General features: G+C 59.3%; 12 protein-coding genes. 7 read left to right on the forward strand and 5 right to left on the reverse strand.

The features are described 5' to 3' along the window. Positions 1 to 7 precede the first annotated feature (7 nt). The 4 genes from CXQ93_RS09280 to CXQ93_RS09295 all read right to left on the reverse strand — a co-directional run bounded on the left by CXQ93_RS09280 (position 8) and on the right by CXQ93_RS09295 (position 5,243). Positions 8 to 973 (reverse strand): NUDIX hydrolase, encoded by a 966-nt coding sequence (locus tag CXQ93_RS09280; protein WP_104110144.1) that lies wholly within the window; start codon positions 971 to 973, stop codon positions 8 to 10. Further along, positions 973 to 3,222: an RNA degradosome polyphosphate kinase gene (locus CXQ93_RS09285; RefSeq protein ID WP_104110145.1), complete on the reverse strand. Its 2,250-nt coding sequence runs from the start codon at positions 3,220 to 3,222 to the stop codon at positions 973 to 975. Before CXQ93_RS09285 ends, CXQ93_RS09280 begins: the two co-directional genes overlap by 1 nt. A gap of 66 nt (positions 3,223 to 3,288) precedes the next feature. Beyond that, a complete protein-coding gene (gene mshD / locus CXQ93_RS09290; protein ID WP_104110146.1) occupies positions 3,289 to 4,269 on the reverse strand; it encodes a mycothiol synthase in 981 nt (326 codons plus the stop codon). A 257-nt stretch (positions 4,270 to 4,526) separates the two neighbouring features. Next, a complete protein-coding gene (locus tag CXQ93_RS09295; protein WP_104110147.1) occupies positions 4,527 to 5,243 on the reverse strand; it encodes a response regulator transcription factor in 717 nt (238 codons plus the stop codon). A gap of 143 nt (positions 5,244 to 5,386) precedes the next feature. Here CXQ93_RS09295 and CXQ93_RS09300 point away from each other — a divergent pair, with 143 nt between their 5' ends. The 5 genes from CXQ93_RS09300 to CXQ93_RS09320 all read left to right on the forward strand — a co-directional run bounded on the left by CXQ93_RS09300 (position 5,387) and on the right by CXQ93_RS09320 (position 10,550). Next, on the forward strand, positions 5,387 to 6,298 hold the full coding sequence (locus tag CXQ93_RS09300) for a permease (RefSeq protein ID WP_146073202.1): 912 nt from the start codon (positions 5,387 to 5,389) through the stop codon (positions 6,296 to 6,298). A 209-nt stretch (positions 6,299 to 6,507) separates the two neighbouring features. Next, entirely contained in the window at positions 6,508 to 7,116 is a 609-nt protein-coding gene (locus tag CXQ93_RS09305) for an FABP family protein (RefSeq protein WP_104110149.1), read from the forward strand. 111 nt (positions 7,117 to 7,227) lie between these two features. Beyond that, positions 7,228 to 8,325 carry a folate-binding protein YgfZ gene (locus CXQ93_RS09310; protein WP_104110150.1) on the forward strand — a complete coding sequence of 366 codons (1,098 nt, stop codon included), beginning with the start codon at positions 7,228 to 7,230 and terminating at the stop codon, positions 8,323 to 8,325. Between the two features lie 114 nt (positions 8,326 to 8,439). Continuing rightward, entirely contained in the window at positions 8,440 to 9,003 is a 564-nt protein-coding gene (locus tag CXQ93_RS09315; RefSeq protein WP_104110151.1) for a PadR family transcriptional regulator, read from the forward strand. Between the two features lie 41 nt (positions 9,004 to 9,044). Next, positions 9,045 to 10,550, forward strand: a complete 1,506-nt coding sequence (locus tag CXQ93_RS09320) for a DHA2 family efflux MFS transporter permease subunit (RefSeq protein ID WP_104110152.1) — start codon at positions 9,045 to 9,047, stop codon at positions 10,548 to 10,550. Here CXQ93_RS09320 and CXQ93_RS09325 read toward each other — a convergent pair. Then, the gene (locus CXQ93_RS09325; RefSeq protein ID WP_104110153.1) at positions 10,489 to 11,220 is read right to left on the reverse strand and encodes a GNAT family N-acetyltransferase; all 732 of its coding nucleotides are present in this window, start codon (positions 11,218 to 11,220) and stop codon (positions 10,489 to 10,491) included. The genes CXQ93_RS09320 and CXQ93_RS09325 overlap by 62 nt on opposite strands. A gap of 404 nt (positions 11,221 to 11,624) precedes the next feature. Between CXQ93_RS09325 and CXQ93_RS09330 the strand changes: the two genes are divergently transcribed. Together CXQ93_RS09330 and CXQ93_RS09335 are read left to right on the forward strand one after the other, a co-directional pair. Next, the gene (locus tag CXQ93_RS09330) at positions 11,625 to 14,096 is read left to right on the forward strand and encodes an LPXTG cell wall anchor domain-containing protein (RefSeq protein ID WP_181036100.1); all 2,472 of its coding nucleotides are present in this window, start codon (positions 11,625 to 11,627) and stop codon (positions 14,094 to 14,096) included. Between the two features lie 80 nt (positions 14,097 to 14,176). After that, the gene (locus tag CXQ93_RS09335; protein ID WP_104110155.1) at positions 14,177 to 15,625 is read left to right on the forward strand and encodes a SpaH/EbpB family LPXTG-anchored major pilin; all 1,449 of its coding nucleotides are present in this window, start codon (positions 14,177 to 14,179) and stop codon (positions 15,623 to 15,625) included. Positions 15,626 to 15,639: the final 14 nt, after the last annotated feature.

Here is a 15,639-nt window from a genome sequence, read left to right on the forward strand (position 1 = left end):
GGATTTGTCAGTCTTCGTAGGGCTTGTGCTGCTCCAAGGCCACAATGGTGCCGGGTTTGTCCACGGAAACGTGCGCAATGAGGACTTCGCCGGGGGATAGATGCGGATCAAGGAAAGGCAGAGACTGACGCATTGCGGGGGGCATATGCCCGGCCAGGGCCTTCAGGACAGTGGGCAGCACCGGGCGGTGGGTGCACAGGGCAGTGGCCGATGAACGTGTCAGCATCTTTTCCACGACCGCGGTCACCTTGGCCGGATGGCGTTTGTGATCGGCTTCCGTCAACCATTGCACTACCTTGACCTTGGCCTTGGTGGCCTGCGCATAGGGAGAAATGGTGGCGATGCAGCGCAGCCAATCACTGGTGTAGATGCGGCCTGGGTGCCATGCCATAAGCAGTCGATGCAGGTACAGGGCCTGCCGTTTGCCGGTGGCAGCCAGCGGACGTTCGCCCTCCGCCCGTGTCCACGATGAACGCGGCTTGGCTTTGGCGTGCCGGATGATCACCAAGGGCCACGTGCTCAGTCTGGAACCTTCATAGGCTGCTACTAGCGCTTCCAAGGGTTCTAGATCTGACGGGTTGGAGAGCAGCACACGGGCCTTGCCGGGACTGCACCAAAGAGCAACATCCACTTCCTTACCGTCCGGGAGTGCTGGCAGATCATCCACTGCGGCAGCCCAGTAGTGGACTTCTTTGCAGCCCGGTTTTACGGCATAACGAATAGACGGCAGCGGAATGCCCAAGGTGATGGCCAGGCCCACTTCCTCAGACACTTCCCGCACTGCACATTCGGGCAGAGTTTCGCCCTTGTCCAGCTTGCCTTTAGGCCAGGACCAGTCGTCGTAGCGCTGACGATGGATCAAGAGAACTTCAAACTTTTTCTTCTTAACCCGCCAGCAGAGGGCGCCAGCGGCATAAATGGAGACTGCCATGCTCTCGTCAAGCGGGGTTTCCAGGTGTTCAGTGTTGCGCATTAACGGTGCTGTGCAGATCGTGGACGTGACCGGCTGGCAAGCAACCATGATTGAACATCGAGCAGGGGGTTTCCTTCACCATCTAGGTGGTGGCGCTTCCACTCGCCCTCCTGATCCAGATGCCAGCTGGCCGTCTGCGGATCGAGGTAGCGGCTCAAAAGTGAGTTCACTTCGGCGATGTCGTCACGGTTGGACAGTCTCACCAACGCCTCGACGCGGCGGTCCAGGTTCCGGTGCATCATGTCAGCAGAGCCAATGTAGACAATGCTGTTGTCACCACCGCCATTAGCAAAGGTGAACACGCGTGAGTGCTCAAGGAATCGGCCCAGTACCGATCTGACAGTGATGTTTTCACTCAGACCGGGAATGCCCGGGCGCAGTGAACAAATACCACGCACAATGACGCCAACTTCCACACCAGCCTGTGAGGCGCGGTAGAGCGAATCGATGATGGCTTCATCCACCATGGAATTGACCTTGATCCGAACCTGCGCCGGCAAGCCAGCTTTTTTGTTCGCGATTTCTGCGTCGATCAGATCGATGAGGCCACTGCGCACGGAGCGCGGAGCCACCAATAGCCTGTCAAAGGAGGTCTTCGGGGCGTAGCCCGAGAGCTGGTTGAACAGCTTGGACAGGTCCTCGCCCACCTGGTTGTCTGCCGTCAGCAGCCCCAAGTCTTCGTAGTACCTAGCCGTGCGGGGGTGGTAGTTTCCCGTGCCAATGTGGCAGTAACGGCGCAGGCCGTCCTGCTCCTGACGGACCACCAAGGAAAGCTTGCAGTGAGTCTTCAGCCCCACAATGCCGTACACCACGTGTACGCCAGCCTGCTCAAGTTTCCGGGCCCAAGAGATGTTGGCCTGCTCGTCAAAGCGAGCCTTGATCTCCACGAGAGCCAAGACCTGCTTGCCAGCTTCGGCCGCGTCAACGAGCGCATCAACAATGGGCGAATCGCCGGAGGTCCGGTACAGGGTCTGCTTGATGGCGCGCACCTTGGGATCCGCTGCAGCCTGCTCCAAGAAGGCCTGCACCGAGGTGGAGAACGCGTCATAGGGGTGGTGCAGCAGGATGTCACGACGGCGCATGGCAGCAAAGACGTTAGCCGCCTTTGAGGTTTCCGAAGCGTTCAGATCACGGGACGTGTGAGCCACATGCTTGGGGTAACGCAGATCCGGCCTATCGATTCCACCAATGATGGACAGGCCGCGCAAATCAAGCGGAGCCGGCAGGAAGTAAACCTCTGACTCGTCAACATCAAGCTCGCGCACCAACAGCTCAAGGATGCTGGGGTTGATGTCTGTTGCCACCTCAAGGCGCACCGGCGGGCCGAACTTGCGGCGCAGCAGTTCCTTCTCGAGCGCTTGCAGAAGGTTCTCGGCGTCGTCCTCTTCTACCTCGAGGTCTTCGTTACGGGTCACCCGGAAGGTGTGGTGCTCCACAATTTCCATGCCTGGGAACAGCTGGTCCAGGTGCTGGGCGATAACTTCTTCCAAGGGAATGAAGCGAGCCACCCGGCCGGGGACGGTACCGGCGCGGGATCCGTCGAGTCCCACCAAGCGGGGGAGCAAATCCGGCACTTTCAGACGTGCGAAGAGTTCCTTGTCGCTGACGGGGTTACGAACCACCACAGCCAAGTTCAGGGACAAGCCGGAAATGTACGGGAAGGGGTGTGCCGGATCCACCGCGAGCGGGGTGAGGATGGGGAACATCTTCTCGGCAAACATCTTTGAAAGCTGAACCTTGGAAGGGTCATCGAGCTCATCCCAGTGGACAAGGTGGATGTGCTCGTAGGCCAACGCCGGACGGATCTGGTTGGCAAAGACATGGGCGTGCCGGGCATGGAGCTCATGGGCGGCGTCGCTGATTTGTTCCAAAACCTCCAAGGGGCTCAGCCCTGCGGGGGAGGGCACAGCCAAACCGGCGGCGATGCGGCGCTTCAAACCAGCCACCCGGACCATGAAGAATTCATCCAAGTTGGAGGCGAAAATGGACAGGAACGTGACGCGTTCCAGCAGCTGCAGGTCAGGATCTTCTGCCAATTCCAGAACCCGGGCGTTGAAGGCCAGCCAGCTCAGTTCCCTGTCAAGGAAACGGTCAGGGCTCACATCACCTTCGGGAGTGAGTGAGGGTTCGAATTCCGGGATTTCAATTCGATCCTGGGTGGCCCTGGCCGAAGGGACTTCGCCAGCAATAAAGCGTTCCCTGCCAGTGGCGACTGCCGTGCTCGGAGAGCCTTTGTATTCGCGCTTCATCGATAAGTCCTCATGGTTGGAGCTAGTGGATCAACTTTACAAGCCTGGTCGCTACCCGCAGGCGGGCTAGGCGGAGAGAGGGCCGTACATGACGTCGGAGTCCCACTTTGTGAAACCAAGTTTGCGGTAGAGCGATACTGCCGCTTCATTGTCCGCATCAACGTAAAGCATAATTGCTCGCAGCCCCGAGTTTTGCAGGTAGTCCATTCCTTGGCGGGTGAGGGTTTTACCCAGGCCAAGCCCCTGAGCGGCAGGTGTGACACCCACCACGTAAACCTCTCCCATGGCGGCCTGGCCTGCGCGGGCAGGATGAATCTTGGTCCAGTGGAACCCTAAGATTTCGCCTGCGTCATTCACTGCCAAGAAGAACCCCTGGGGGTCAAACCACTCTTCTGCCATGCGCGCCTGCAGGTCCGCCAGAGTCAGTGAGCCCTGCTCGGGATGATGGGCAAAGGCTGCTGCATTGGCGGCCAGCCAGCGCTCTTCATCGTGGTGCGGGACAAATGTCCGCAGCGTCACGCCGTCGGGCGCTTCATAGTGCGCGGCAGTCTGTGGGTCAGCGGACGACGGCGCCTGCCGGACCAGGCGCATACGCCACAGTTCCCGGATGGCGTGGTAGCCGTAACTGGCGGCCAGATCGGCGGCCGCCTCATGGTCGCCGTGGGACCAGGCCTTGATTCCCTGCAAGCCGCGCACTTCAACTAGTTTGTCCGCGAGGATGGCTCCAACGCCGTCGTTGCGGTAGGCGGGGTGGACCACAATCTCCAGAACGCCTTCACTGCCATTGAGCACCACCACCGCAACCCCTGCCAGATCCTCCCCGACAGTGGGGGAAGCGTCCTCGGGAGCATAGGTGAGCAATGTCAGGACGGTGTGGGGACCGGCGTCGGCGGATTTCATCTCCACCAAGGTCTGCTCAGAGAAGGGCGGGTTGCCGTCGGCATCCTCGGCAGCGGCAATCACGGTCTGGATCTCTTGCAGCAGCTCGGGCCCGGGGGCGCCTGAGAGTACTGTTACCGGCCAGCTATCAGTCTTTGCGGGGCTCATGTTCACAGCCTAGTGTGCACTGCTGGGGTAATGCGAGACTCGGCGCGCTCTCATCACTGCCCGCTCACGCTCACGTGCCTGAGTTTGCGTGGCAGAGGGGAGCTGGCATAGAGTTTGAGGGCAGCAGGATGGATGAGCATATTCCGCCTGCTGAACTGGGGGGATGCACCAGTGGGGTGTCCTCGATACGTTCGACCCGTATGTCCTCCACTTTCATAAAGTAAGGCCCGTTTCCTTCGTGGAAACGGGCCTTACTTTTATGGGTTAGGGATTGTTCCGGCTTCCGCCATGGATTCTTCGGGGTGGCGGGACACTGTTAATCGGTACCCCACATTTCGCACAGTACTGATGAGGTTTTCGTTCTCGCTACCCAGTTTGGCGCGAAGTCTACGCACGTGAACATCAACTGTGCGGGTGCCTCCGTAGTAGTCGTAGCCCCACACCTCATTGAGCAGTTGTGCGCGGGTGAAGACGCGGCCCGGGTGCTGGGCTAGATATTTCAGGAGTTCAAATTCTTTGTACGTCAGGTTCAATGCGCTGCCGTGGACGCGGGCTGTGTAGCTGTCCTCGTCAATGACAATGCCGGAGGCGTGAATCTCCTGGTTGCCTTCTTCTTCGGACGCCGGAGCCCGCGTCACGGCCAGCCGGATACGGGCTTCAACTTCCGCCGGGCCTGCGGATTCAAGGATCATGTCATCGGCAGCCCAAGCGGCAGTGACCACAGCCATTCCGCCCTCGGTCAGAATCAAAAGAAGGGGAATGCTGATGCCCGTGGCACGCAATATCTGACAGAGGGAACGCGAACCTGCCAGATCAGTCCGGGCATCAACCATAATGATTTCAGAGGGGCGTGCATCGAGTAATGCCGTGGCTACGGCTGGCAAGATGTGGATTTCATGGCTCAACAGTTCCAGTGCAGGCAAAATATCCACGGATGAACCGTGGTTGTTGGTGAGCAATAAAATCTGCGACATGTCTCCCTAACAAAGTGGCTGAAAAGCGCATCTTTGAGCGTAAAACCGTCGGCGGAGCCCGTCTGGCGTCATCACCACAAACTAAGACGCTCCGCGACAGGGTTGTTCCACAGTGTACCGGCAGAATAAGGCAGGATTGATGTGTGAAGTCATCTATAGCCGGACTTATTGGAATCGTCGCACTAGCTCTGCTAGTGGCAGGGCACTACCTTGGACTTGGATACACGGCGGGAGTGAGTATTCTCCTTGCCGTCATTTTTGGGTACGGCTGGCCCCACTATCTGGCCATACCGGCCAAGAAGACATTGGGTACTGTCATCGCTGCAACAGGCGCCGCAGCGGCCCTGACTGCCGCCATGGCTGAGGGCAAGGATTATCTGGCGTGGACTCCTATTTATATTGCTGTGGGGTTCGGGGCTGTCATGGTGGTTCAACTCATCCGCGGCACAGGTCAAAAAAGGCGCCTGGAGTCCACATTGGGAGCTGGGGCAGGGGTTGTCATTGCAGGGTTTGCCTGTGGATGGGTGGCTTCCTATAGGTTCCTGGGTGAGCCGGGAATGACATTCATCGTTGCCATCAGCGCAGCAGTGGCGCTTCTGGCCGGAATGCTCCCATGGCCGGACCGGATGTCTGCTCCTTTGGCCATTGTGCTGGCCGTATTGGCCGGGCCGCTGACCGCGCTGCTGGTCTCCGATGTCCGCATTGTTCCAGCTGCCGTATTGGCGATCGTGGTGGCAGCCATCATTGCGGCGTTCCGACGCCTGCGAACACTCACCCTGCCGCTGATTGCCAGTCCGGCACTGAATGTGGCAGACCTTGTGAGCGAGGCGAACGGTGAGGGTGCTCTACAGGGCGCCTCTGACGCTGCATTAAGCGCCTCCGGCACTGCAGTAACAGGAGCAGCTCAAGGCCCCGTAGCGAGCTCGGCTCCAAGCCCAAGCAGCCGGCCAGCAAGCGCCCTGACCCGGGCAATCAGCACGGCAGCTGCTGCGCTGGCCCCCATCTTGTCCATCGGCGCCATTGTGTACTTCGTAGAGAAAATTCTCTTGTCCTAAACGGTTGACCCGCGCCGGCGAAGGGCCTATTGCCGAGCCCCGGGCACGCCAGTGAATCAACCACGCGCAGAACATTGTAGGATGGCAACATGAGCGTACTTGCCTTGGAAATCTTCTTCATCTGCCTGCTGGCTTTGGCCGGCATAACCATGGCCTGGTTTGCCGGACTGGTGGTGTGGCGCCTGTTCAAGGGCCAGCAGTAGTCCGTCATGCCTATTGAAATCCCGACGGACCTCACCCCTGAACTCGTTCCACTCTCGTGGCTGCTGGGCACCTGGAAGGGTGCCGGGCGTCTTGGTACCGGTGAAGATGACTCGGAATACTTCACCCAGACCGTGACCTTCAGCAGCAATGGCCTGCCGTATTTGCAGTACTCGGCCCAGTCTTGGCTGACGGATGAGCACGGCGCTATTTTGCGGCCCCTCTCCGTTGAAACCGGCTTCTGGCAGCTGGACCGCCCCATGAACGATTCCGATGGTGGCCCCGGTCTGATTCCTGCGGATATTGTTCCGGCACTGCGCACGGCCGACGACGTCGAAGCCCTCCGCAATACTGATGGCGGCTTCGACATCATGGCCAATATTGTTCATCCCGGCGGCATCTCCGAGCTGTACTACGGCAGCATCAAGGGGCCGCAGATTCAGCTGTCCACCGACGCCGTGATGCGCGGCGCAGGTGCCAAGAGCTACACGGCGGCCACCCGCATTTTTGGCCTCGTCAACGGTGACCTGTACTGGCGCTGGGACGTGGCTGCGCAGGGCAAATCATTGGCCGCACATGCCTCCGCTGCCTTGCATAAAATTCCCAGCGCACCCTAACTGGGATAAGCACGACGGCGGATCCGGTCACCGGCCGCTGCAGGCAGCCTCCGTTTGACGGATCTGTGGGCTGGCTGGAATAGGCTCACAAGAGAAGGCGTTGCACCCGTTATGAGCTATTTGAGTCCTTTGTTGAACCGTTCCGGCGCCGTGGCAGCAGGCGGCCTCGATGCCGGCGTTGCCGCGCACTATGGGGATCCCAACCGTGAACAGCGGCTCCTGATCGGATACCTCGGTAAGGCGCCCAGTGCCGTGGTAGATCTGTCCCACCGCGGAGTGGTGAGCGTCAGTGGCCCGGACCGGCTGAGCTGGCTCAACACCCTCTCCTCCCAGGCACTGACAAATCTGGCCCCCAATGTTGGCACCGAACTGCTGTTGCTCACCATTCAAGGGCGCATCGACTACGACGCGCGGGTGGTAGACGACGGCGAAACAACGTGGCTGATCGTGGAGACCGAGGAAGCAGCTCCGCTAGCCCAGTGGCTGAACTCGATGAAATTCATGCTGCGTGTGGAGATTGCTGATGTTTCCACAGACTGGGCCGTTGTGGGCTCGGTAGTGCGGATTGGAGAATGGTCTGCGTTGACCGTGTGGGAAGATCCCTGGCCTAATATATCCGCCGGCGGTTACAGTTATGCCGCGGTGCCGGATGCAGAACACCCCGGACTTGAGCGCCCGTGGTTTGAATACCTCATCCCGGCCGCAGACCTCGTTGAGACCGTGGGGCAGCGTCCGTTGGCAGGGGTTTGGGCTGCAGAAGCGCTGCGTCTGGCAGCCTGGCGGCCTCGCCGCGGTGCGGAAACGGATGAGAAGACCATTCCGCACGAGCTGGATTTGATGCGCACTGCAGTGCATTTGAACAAGGGATGCTACAAGGGCCAAGAAACCGTTGCCCGCGTTCATAACCTCGGCCGCCCCCCGCGCCGTTTGGTGTTCTTGCAGTTGGATGGATCCTTGCACACCCTGCCCGCCGTGGGCAGCGAGGTGCTCGTCGACGAGCGGGTGGTTGGCACTGTCACCTCCTCGGCTCAACACTATGAGATGGGCCCCATTGCTTTGGCGCTCGTGAAACGTTCGGTGGATCCGGACGCCGTACTGATCGTTAACGACGATGGGGAGCAGTATCCGGCCAATCAGGAACTCATCGTTGCCACAGATGCTGGCCAAGTTGTAGGACGACAAACGGGATTCCTGCGCTCACCGCGCTGATACATCCGGCACCATAAAAACCCACAACAAAGTGCAGTCGCCAGAGTGGCAGGCGCTCTTGTGCCGGATTATTCCACGTGGAATAATTCTTGCGGAGTAATCGGGAGGAGGATCATGACAAAGGCTAGGCACTTGACGCCATTGGGCATATCCGCTTTAGGCCTACTTGTTGAACGCCCCATGCACCCTTACGAGATGTATCAAGTGCTGATGCAGCGTCGGGAGGACCGAATAGTGAAGGTCCGCCCAGGCACGCTCTATCACGCAGTGGGCCGTTTAGCTGCTGCTCAACTGGTGGAACCTATTAGCACCGAACGGGACGGCAATCGGCCCGAGCGAACCACCTACGCTATCTTGCCCGAGGGCAGGGTGGCGTTGGAAAAGCGTGTCAAGGAGATCTTGGCTACTCCGATCAACGAATACCCGTGTTTTCCGCAGGCCTTGGACGAGGCACACAACCTACCCGCTGAGGTCGTGACCGATCTTTTGGGGCAGCGTCTGGCTGCCTTAGAAGTGGAACTGGCTGCGTTGGAGACGGGAGTTGCCAACGCGTCGGCGAAGGGCGTTGAGCCACGTTTCTTGATCGATCTGCATTACCAACAGGTCTTACTCAATGCCGAAATGCAGTGGATCCGAGAGCTCTGCGCAGATATTTCCTCCGGAACACTGCGCTGGTGAACCAACCACATCTGCTATTTTTCTAGTTTTAAGGAACACTCATGGAAGTCGTAGCAAAACCGTGGCCCGCGTTATGGGCACTCGTTCTGGGATTCTTCATGATTCTGGTGGATTCAACCATTGTTTCGGTGGCGAATCCGAAAATCATGGAAGGCCTCAACACCGACATCAACTCGGTGATTTGGGCTACCAGCGCCTACCTGCTGGCTTATGCCGTCCCGCTTCTGGTGACTGGGCGTTTGGGCGACAAATACGGCCCCAAAAACCTCTACTTGAGTGGGCTGACAGTCTTCACGCTGGCGTCCCTCTGGTGCGGATTCTCCGGGGACATTAGTACCCTCATCATTGCCCGCGTGGTCCAAGGTCTAGGTGCGGCCATGATGACGCCACAAACCATGGCGATCATTACCCGGATCTTTGCCCCGGACAAGCGCGGCCCGGCCATGGGTTTGTGGGGTGCTACCGCGGGTGTGGCGATGTTGGTTGGCCCCATTGTGGGCGGTCTCCTGGTGGATGGGCTCGGCTGGGAATGGATCTTCTTCGTCAACGTCCCCGTGGGAATCGTGGCATTTGTGCTGGCATGGCGATTGGTGCCCACACTGACTACTCACGAACACAAATTTGACTGGCTGGGTGTCTTGCTCAGCTCTGCTGGATTGTTCTTGCTGGTCTTTGGTATTCAGGAAGGCGAAAGCTTCGACTGGGGTGTCATTGCTGGTCCCATCACCGTTTGGAGCCTGATCATTGCCGGAATCCTCTTCCTGGGTGCGTTCGTCTGGTGGCAAGCGGTGAACAAGGGTGAGCCACTTGTCCCGCTGCACCTCTTTAAGGTGCGCAATTTCTCCCTCGCCAACGTCGCCATCACCTCCATGGGTTTCAGTGTGACGGCCATGAGCCTGCCCTTGTTCTTCTACTACCAGCTGGTCCGCGGTATGACGCCCACCCAATCGGCTCTCATGATGATTCCGATGGCGCTGCTCTCGGGTATCTTGGCTCCCTTTGTTGGCAAGCTCGTTGACGCCGTCAACCCCCGATATGTTGCCTTCGTCGGCTTCATTCTGATGTCCATTTCGCTCGGCTGGACGGCCCTGTTGATGACTCCAGACACCCCAATCTGGCTGTTCTTGCTTCCCAGTGGCCTTCTTGGTGTTGCCAGCTCGGGTATTTGGGCTCCACTGTCGACGACGGCCACCCGCAACCTTGGCCCGCGCGAGGCTGGCGCCGGGGCTGGCATCTACAACACGACACGCCAGATTGGTGCGGTTTTGGGAAGTGCTGCAATCGCCGCGTTGATCTCCGCACGGTTGGCGGCCGAATTGCCTGCCGGTGCCACCGGCAGCGCAACCGGTGGAACAGGCCAATTGCCGGAGATCCTGCATGCCGGATTCTCCACCGCTATGGCGCAGTCAACGCTGCTGCCGGCGGCCGCCGTGCTGCTGGGCGCTGCCATGGCTATCTGCTTTGCCAAGCCACGCGATGTCACTGCTATTTATGCCGAGTTTGACCAGTCTGAAGAGAAATCCGGGTCAGCAAGCCAGCCACACTAAAACCGGTACTGATGGCCAAGGCATGGGCAGCGGCATTGTTCACATCAGACTGCCACTGCACGATCAGCCCGGCGGCCAGTGCCTCGTGGGCGGCAATGCTTGTGGCCAGGCGGCCCAGGCCCTGGCGCCGGGAAGCTGGCGCCACTAGGGTGCCCAGCTGAGCTAGTAGTCCTTGATGCTCGGCGTACGCACTGCAGGCGAGGGGTCCGGCGTCGGACTCGCCCGAATCCATGACAGTGAACTTGTGCTCCCGGCTTGAGAGGCCCACGTCGTTGACGTCGTCCGGCGGACACAATGATTCAAGCCTCGAGACCTCTTGTGTCCCCGTAGAAACATGGACGGTGTGCTCGGGCTGGTGCAACTCCAGATCGTCGGCGTAATACAGGGCCTGGGTGCCCAGCCCGCGGCCGCCGTCGAGCCTTGTTAGTCGCAGCATGGTGGAGTGGTCGCTAAGTTCGTCGTCACTGTACGCCTGCGCGGCAGTCAGAAGGTGGGCCGGCCCGCTGAGGATGGACTGGTTCCACAGGCGCAGGAAAGTCAGCTCGGTACTTTCCGTGGCGTGGGTGAACCGGCCGTTCCGGGTGTCCGAGAGCAGCGAATCCGTGGGGAGGGCCAGCGCCCGTTCCCAGGCCAGCAGAACGATGGGTGCGGAGTTCAGATCGAAGGTCATGCTTTAACGCTAATGCCCGCAGCAAACAATTGCTGCGGGCATTAGCTATGTGCGGGTGGAATTGGGCTCCTCTAGCTGCTGTGCGCATCGTTGCACAGGAGTCATACCTTTGTGGGCCCCGTCGCAACACTCCATGATCCACCTCACAATGCGAGTGTTTCGGCAACGGTTTTAGAGTGAAACTATCCAAAAGTACAGCCTGACCGTCTAAAAATAGAGTGTGACTGTCCAAAAGTAGAGTGTTGACCACTCGGGTATTAGTTAGCCCAACCTCCCTAATCTAATGAGGCGCACATTTGCGCGAATCATTAGTTCGTTTTGGGGGAGTTGTCATGCGTTTTTCCACGTCTGCCCGACACCGGCATGGAAGCCGGCGTAGATCCGGTCCGGCTGGCAGGACAGCAATGCTGCGCGTAGCCGCCGGCATGCTGGGCCTGGCACTCGTCGGAAGTGTCGGAGTGGGCGCAGTGGCGTCCTCCCCTGACACCGTCGATTTGCCAGCCGCCGCTGCCGAGGCGACGCCGGCTGCCGCGGAGACCACTCCTGCTGCTGCGGACCTGGCAGCCTCGGAGACTACTCACGCTGCTGCGGCTCCGAGTGAAGAGCCTGCGACAGTCGGCGAAGCTACCTCCGAGCCGGTTGCGCCCACGAAGGCTGCTCCCAAGGCCCCGGTCATCGACGCTGCGCCCAAGGCCCCCGCTGCCCAGCAGCTCAAGGTGGCCCCACAGGCATTGGTCACTGCGCTGAATAACCCGGTACTTCCGGGCAAATGCGGGCTGAACATAGCTATTGTTCTCGATCTTTCCAACTCCCTGCTTGACACGCACGTTTCTGCTTCGAAGACTGCAGCCAAGAGCGTTGTAGACAGCTTGCGCGGCACGCCGTCCTCTGTGGGGGCCTACACTTTCGGAACATTCGCACCGGACCGCACCAACGCGTCCATCGCCAAGTCATCGGTGTCGACAACGAACGGTGCCAATACTGTTAATACCAAGATTGGGCAGTTCAGTCGGGTACCCACCAGCGTAGGTGGCACAAACTGGGACGCCGCACTGCGCCAGATCCCCACGAGTCAATATGACATCGTTTTGTTTGTCACCGATGGTAATCCGACTGCTTACGGGACACCGAACTCAAACGCCAACCAGTCTGTCCCCCGGAACAACACTGATTTTGGGCTAAGATCCGATGCCGTAGACCTGTCAACGGCAGTGACCGCTGCGGACGCTTTGAAGAATTCCGGCACATTCGTCATGGGACTGGGCGTGGGGGCCGACATCAACATGGCCAATATTCAAGCCATTTCTGGCCCCGTTTCGGGAGCCGACTACTTCAAGATCGATGACTATGACAAGTTGACGGCCAAGCTCACCGAGATAGCGCTGAAGAACTGCCAAGGCACGGTCAGCGTCGTCAAGCAGGTGCGTGAACTGGATGGGACGCTTGCACCCGCAGCCGGTTGGACTATCAACGGCAGGGCAACGGACGACATCTCCCCGTTCAACGCAGTCACCGGGACTGACGGAGCCGTGAACTTCAAGGTCAATAACCTTGTTTCAAGTGGGCGCACGGTTCAATTTGCAGAAGTACAGCAGTCGCAGCATGTCCTGGAACTCCAAAACACCAAGAATGCCAAGTGCACCAACAACGTTACGGGCGCAAATGTGCCAGTCACCAATTCAGGTACTCTCGGTTTTACCGTGACGATAAACCCGGCCGATGCCATCAGCTGTGAAGTCATCAACGCAAAGTTACCGCTGCCAGTGGCAAAGGTGACGGTCACCAAGACCTGGGTCAACGCCATTGCTGACGACAAGGCTTCCTTCGCCGCTAACGGCGTGACGGGTTCTTCTGACGCGCCGAACAACGGCAACGTCATTTCGGCCAGTTTCCCCCAGGGGACCACGGTGAACGTGTCCGAGGTACTAGCAACGGCCACCAACAAGGGCAGCTATACCTCGACGCTCAAGTGCACCACGGCCACGGGAACCGTGGCTCAAGGAACCTTGACGGGAAGCTTCACGCTCGGTGCCAGTGACGTCATCTGTTCGTTCACCAATACGAACAAAGCAGCGACAATTATGGTTCAGAAGCAGTGGATCGTGGACGGCAAGCCCTACACCAATGGCCAGCAGCCCGCCGGCATCTCTGCCGCACTGACCCTCACCGGGGCCACCGCCCCGGAGTGGGGAACGGTGTACCCCGGATACTTTGCCGGCAACACGGTCACCATCGCCGAGACTACAACCATTGACCCGACCATGGCCTGCAAGGTCACGGACTCACAGGTGACACTCGCCAATGGAACGAAGATCTCGAGCAATGTTCCCTATGCTGCAGTGCTGGCCGCCGGTGACAACAGCTACACCGTAACTAACACGGTGAAGTGCACCACGGTGCTGACATTGCTGAAGTTCATTGACAACAGCAACGGCGGGACCCTGGTTCCCGGTGACTTCACCCTGACGGCCAAGCCCGGCACGGGAGAGGCACTGACGGTTGCCGGCGCCAACACTGTGGCGGATGCCAATACCAAGTCCGTGACCGCTGGCTTGAACTATGCACTGAGCGAGGCGAGCACACTCAAGCCCGCGTACCTGCAGCTGAGCCTGCAGCGCTACACCGGCACGATCAATGCGGACAAGAGCCTGGCTAATCCGGATGCCTGGGTGGATGCCGCATCGGCTACCGTCTCGGTGCAGACCGGTAAACACGAGGTGTATCGCTTCGTCAACGCCAGTGTTCCAACCTTCGCCCTCCCGCTCACCGGCGGCACCGGCAACTGGACGTACATGGTTGTCGGCGGAGGACTCCTCCTCGTGGCGATCTTGTTCACTGCTTGGGTTCTGGTTCGAAAGTTCAAGACCAACCGCTAGCACCCGCGGGGCTTCAAGCCCCGCCATCAAACCACACAATTATTGCCAACATCACCACCACCACCGATAGGAACCATCTCATGTCCACTGGACGAAACCCGCTCAAGCGGCGGATCACCGCCGGTCTCGGCATCGCCGCCCTCGCCACCGCAGCACTCTTCGGAAGCATGCTCCCGGCTAGCGCCGCAGATGCTGGCAACATCGACACGGCTGCTGCAAAGTCGCTGACCATCCACAAGTTCGCGCAGCCGGCTACGCAGGGAACTGCCCCCAACGGTCTCGAACTCCAAACGCCTCCTCCTGCAGCGGATGCATTGGTTGGTGTCCATTTCAAGATCGAGAAGGTGACCAACATTGACCTGAGGACCAACGCAGGTTGGGCGGCCACCAAGACCTTGAAGCCTGCCGATGTGGCCGGGAACCTTGAGTTCATCATGGAAGATAAGACAGCCGCAGGTGGTGTCCTGAAGTTTGACGGCCTCGAGCAGGCTGTCTACCTTGTGACGGAGACCGCCCCGGGCACTAACAACATCGCATTTGCCGCCCAGCCGTTCCTGGTAACTTTGCCGCTGCCTAACACAACGGACAACACCTGGATCTACGATGTCCACGTCTACCCGAAGAACTCACTGTCTTCGATCACCAAGACGGTCAACGACTCGGCTGCCCAAGGCCTCGGTAGCAAGGTCACCTGGAACATTGCCGCCACGGTGCCCAACACATCTGAAGGCAACTCGCTGAAGAGCTTTGCCATCGAAGATGTGCTCGATCCCCGCCTCACGTTCAGTGGCGCCACAGTATCGCTGGTTCCGGCCAACGGCCTGCTCGCAACTGACTACGAAATCGACAGCACCACGGTGCCCGGCACAGTCAAGATTAACTTCAAGGCTTCCGGCCTGGCCAAGCTCACCCCCGGCACCAGCGTTCAGGTAGCCCTGGACACCACCGTGACTACACTCGATGGCAACGGCAGCGGCATCATCACAAACGATGCCAGCGTCTTCGTCAACGACAACAAGGCCACCTCTGACAAGGTCCAGACCAACTGGGGCAACGTCATCATCCACAAGGTCTCTGCCGGTGAATCCAAGAAGAACCTGCAGGGCGCCGAGTTCCAGGTCTACGCAACTGAAGCCGATGCCAAGGCCGGCAACAACCCCATCTCCGTGTCAGGCGAGACGGTCTTCACCACCAACGCTGACGGCATCGTCAACATTGCCGGTCTGAAGGCTAAGAACAATGGCGCCGGAGCGGACATCACCTACTGGCTGGTTGAGACCAAGGCTCCGGCCGGTTACAACATCTCCACCACCGTAAGCAAGGAAAGCCCGAAGTCCTTCACCGTCAACACCGAGATCACCACCGCCGTTGACATTGTGGTTGAGAACGTCCAGACACCGCCGTTCACGCTTCCCCTCACAGGTGGCTCCGGCACGGCCATGTTCATGACAGTTGGTCTGGGACTGCTGGCTGTTGCCGGTGGTGTGGCCTTGCGCAAACGCAGCACTCGCCGCACGGTTCAGGCATAGTCAACACCCGCATG

The sequence above is a fragment of the Arthrobacter sp. N199823 genome (genome assembly GCF_002929705.1).
Taxonomy (GTDB): domain Bacteria; phylum Actinomycetota; class Actinomycetes; order Actinomycetales; family Micrococcaceae; genus Specibacter.

What these genes read in the sequence shown, in the direction of transcription:
- CXQ93_RS09325 (WP_104110153.1), bottom strand. Translation starts at nt 11,220, where the DNA reads ATGACCTTCGATCTGAACTCCGCACCCATCGTTCTGCTGGCCTGGGAA.
- CXQ93_RS09330 (WP_181036100.1), top strand. Translation starts at nt 11,625, where the DNA reads ATGCTGCGCGTAGCCGCCGGCATGCTGGGCCTGGCACTCGTCGGAAGT.
- CXQ93_RS09305 (WP_104110149.1), top strand. Translation starts at nt 6,508, where the DNA reads ATGCCTATTGAAATCCCGACGGACCTCACCCCTGAACTCGTTCCACTC.
- CXQ93_RS09285 (WP_104110145.1), bottom strand. Translation starts at nt 3,222, where the DNA reads ATGAAGCGCGAATACAAAGGCTCTCCGAGCACGGCAGTCGCCACTGGC.
- CXQ93_RS09320 (WP_104110152.1), top strand. Translation starts at nt 9,045, where the DNA reads ATGGAAGTCGTAGCAAAACCGTGGCCCGCGTTATGGGCACTCGTTCTG.
- CXQ93_RS09335 (WP_104110155.1), top strand. Translation starts at nt 14,177, where the DNA reads ATGTCCACTGGACGAAACCCGCTCAAGCGGCGGATCACCGCCGGTCTC.
- CXQ93_RS09315 (WP_104110151.1), top strand. Translation starts at nt 8,440, where the DNA reads ATGACAAAGGCTAGGCACTTGACGCCATTGGGCATATCCGCTTTAGGC.
- CXQ93_RS09295 (WP_104110147.1), bottom strand. Translation starts at nt 5,243, where the DNA reads ATGTCGCAGATTTTATTGCTCACCAACAACCACGGTTCATCCGTGGAT.
- mshD (WP_104110146.1), bottom strand. Translation starts at nt 4,269, where the DNA reads ATGAGCCCCGCAAAGACTGATAGCTGGCCGGTAACAGTACTCTCAGGC.
- CXQ93_RS09280 (WP_104110144.1), bottom strand. Translation starts at nt 973, where the DNA reads ATGCGCAACACTGAACACCTGGAAACCCCGCTTGACGAGAGCATGGCA.
- CXQ93_RS09310 (WP_104110150.1), top strand. Translation starts at nt 7,228, where the DNA reads ATGAGCTATTTGAGTCCTTTGTTGAACCGTTCCGGCGCCGTGGCAGCA.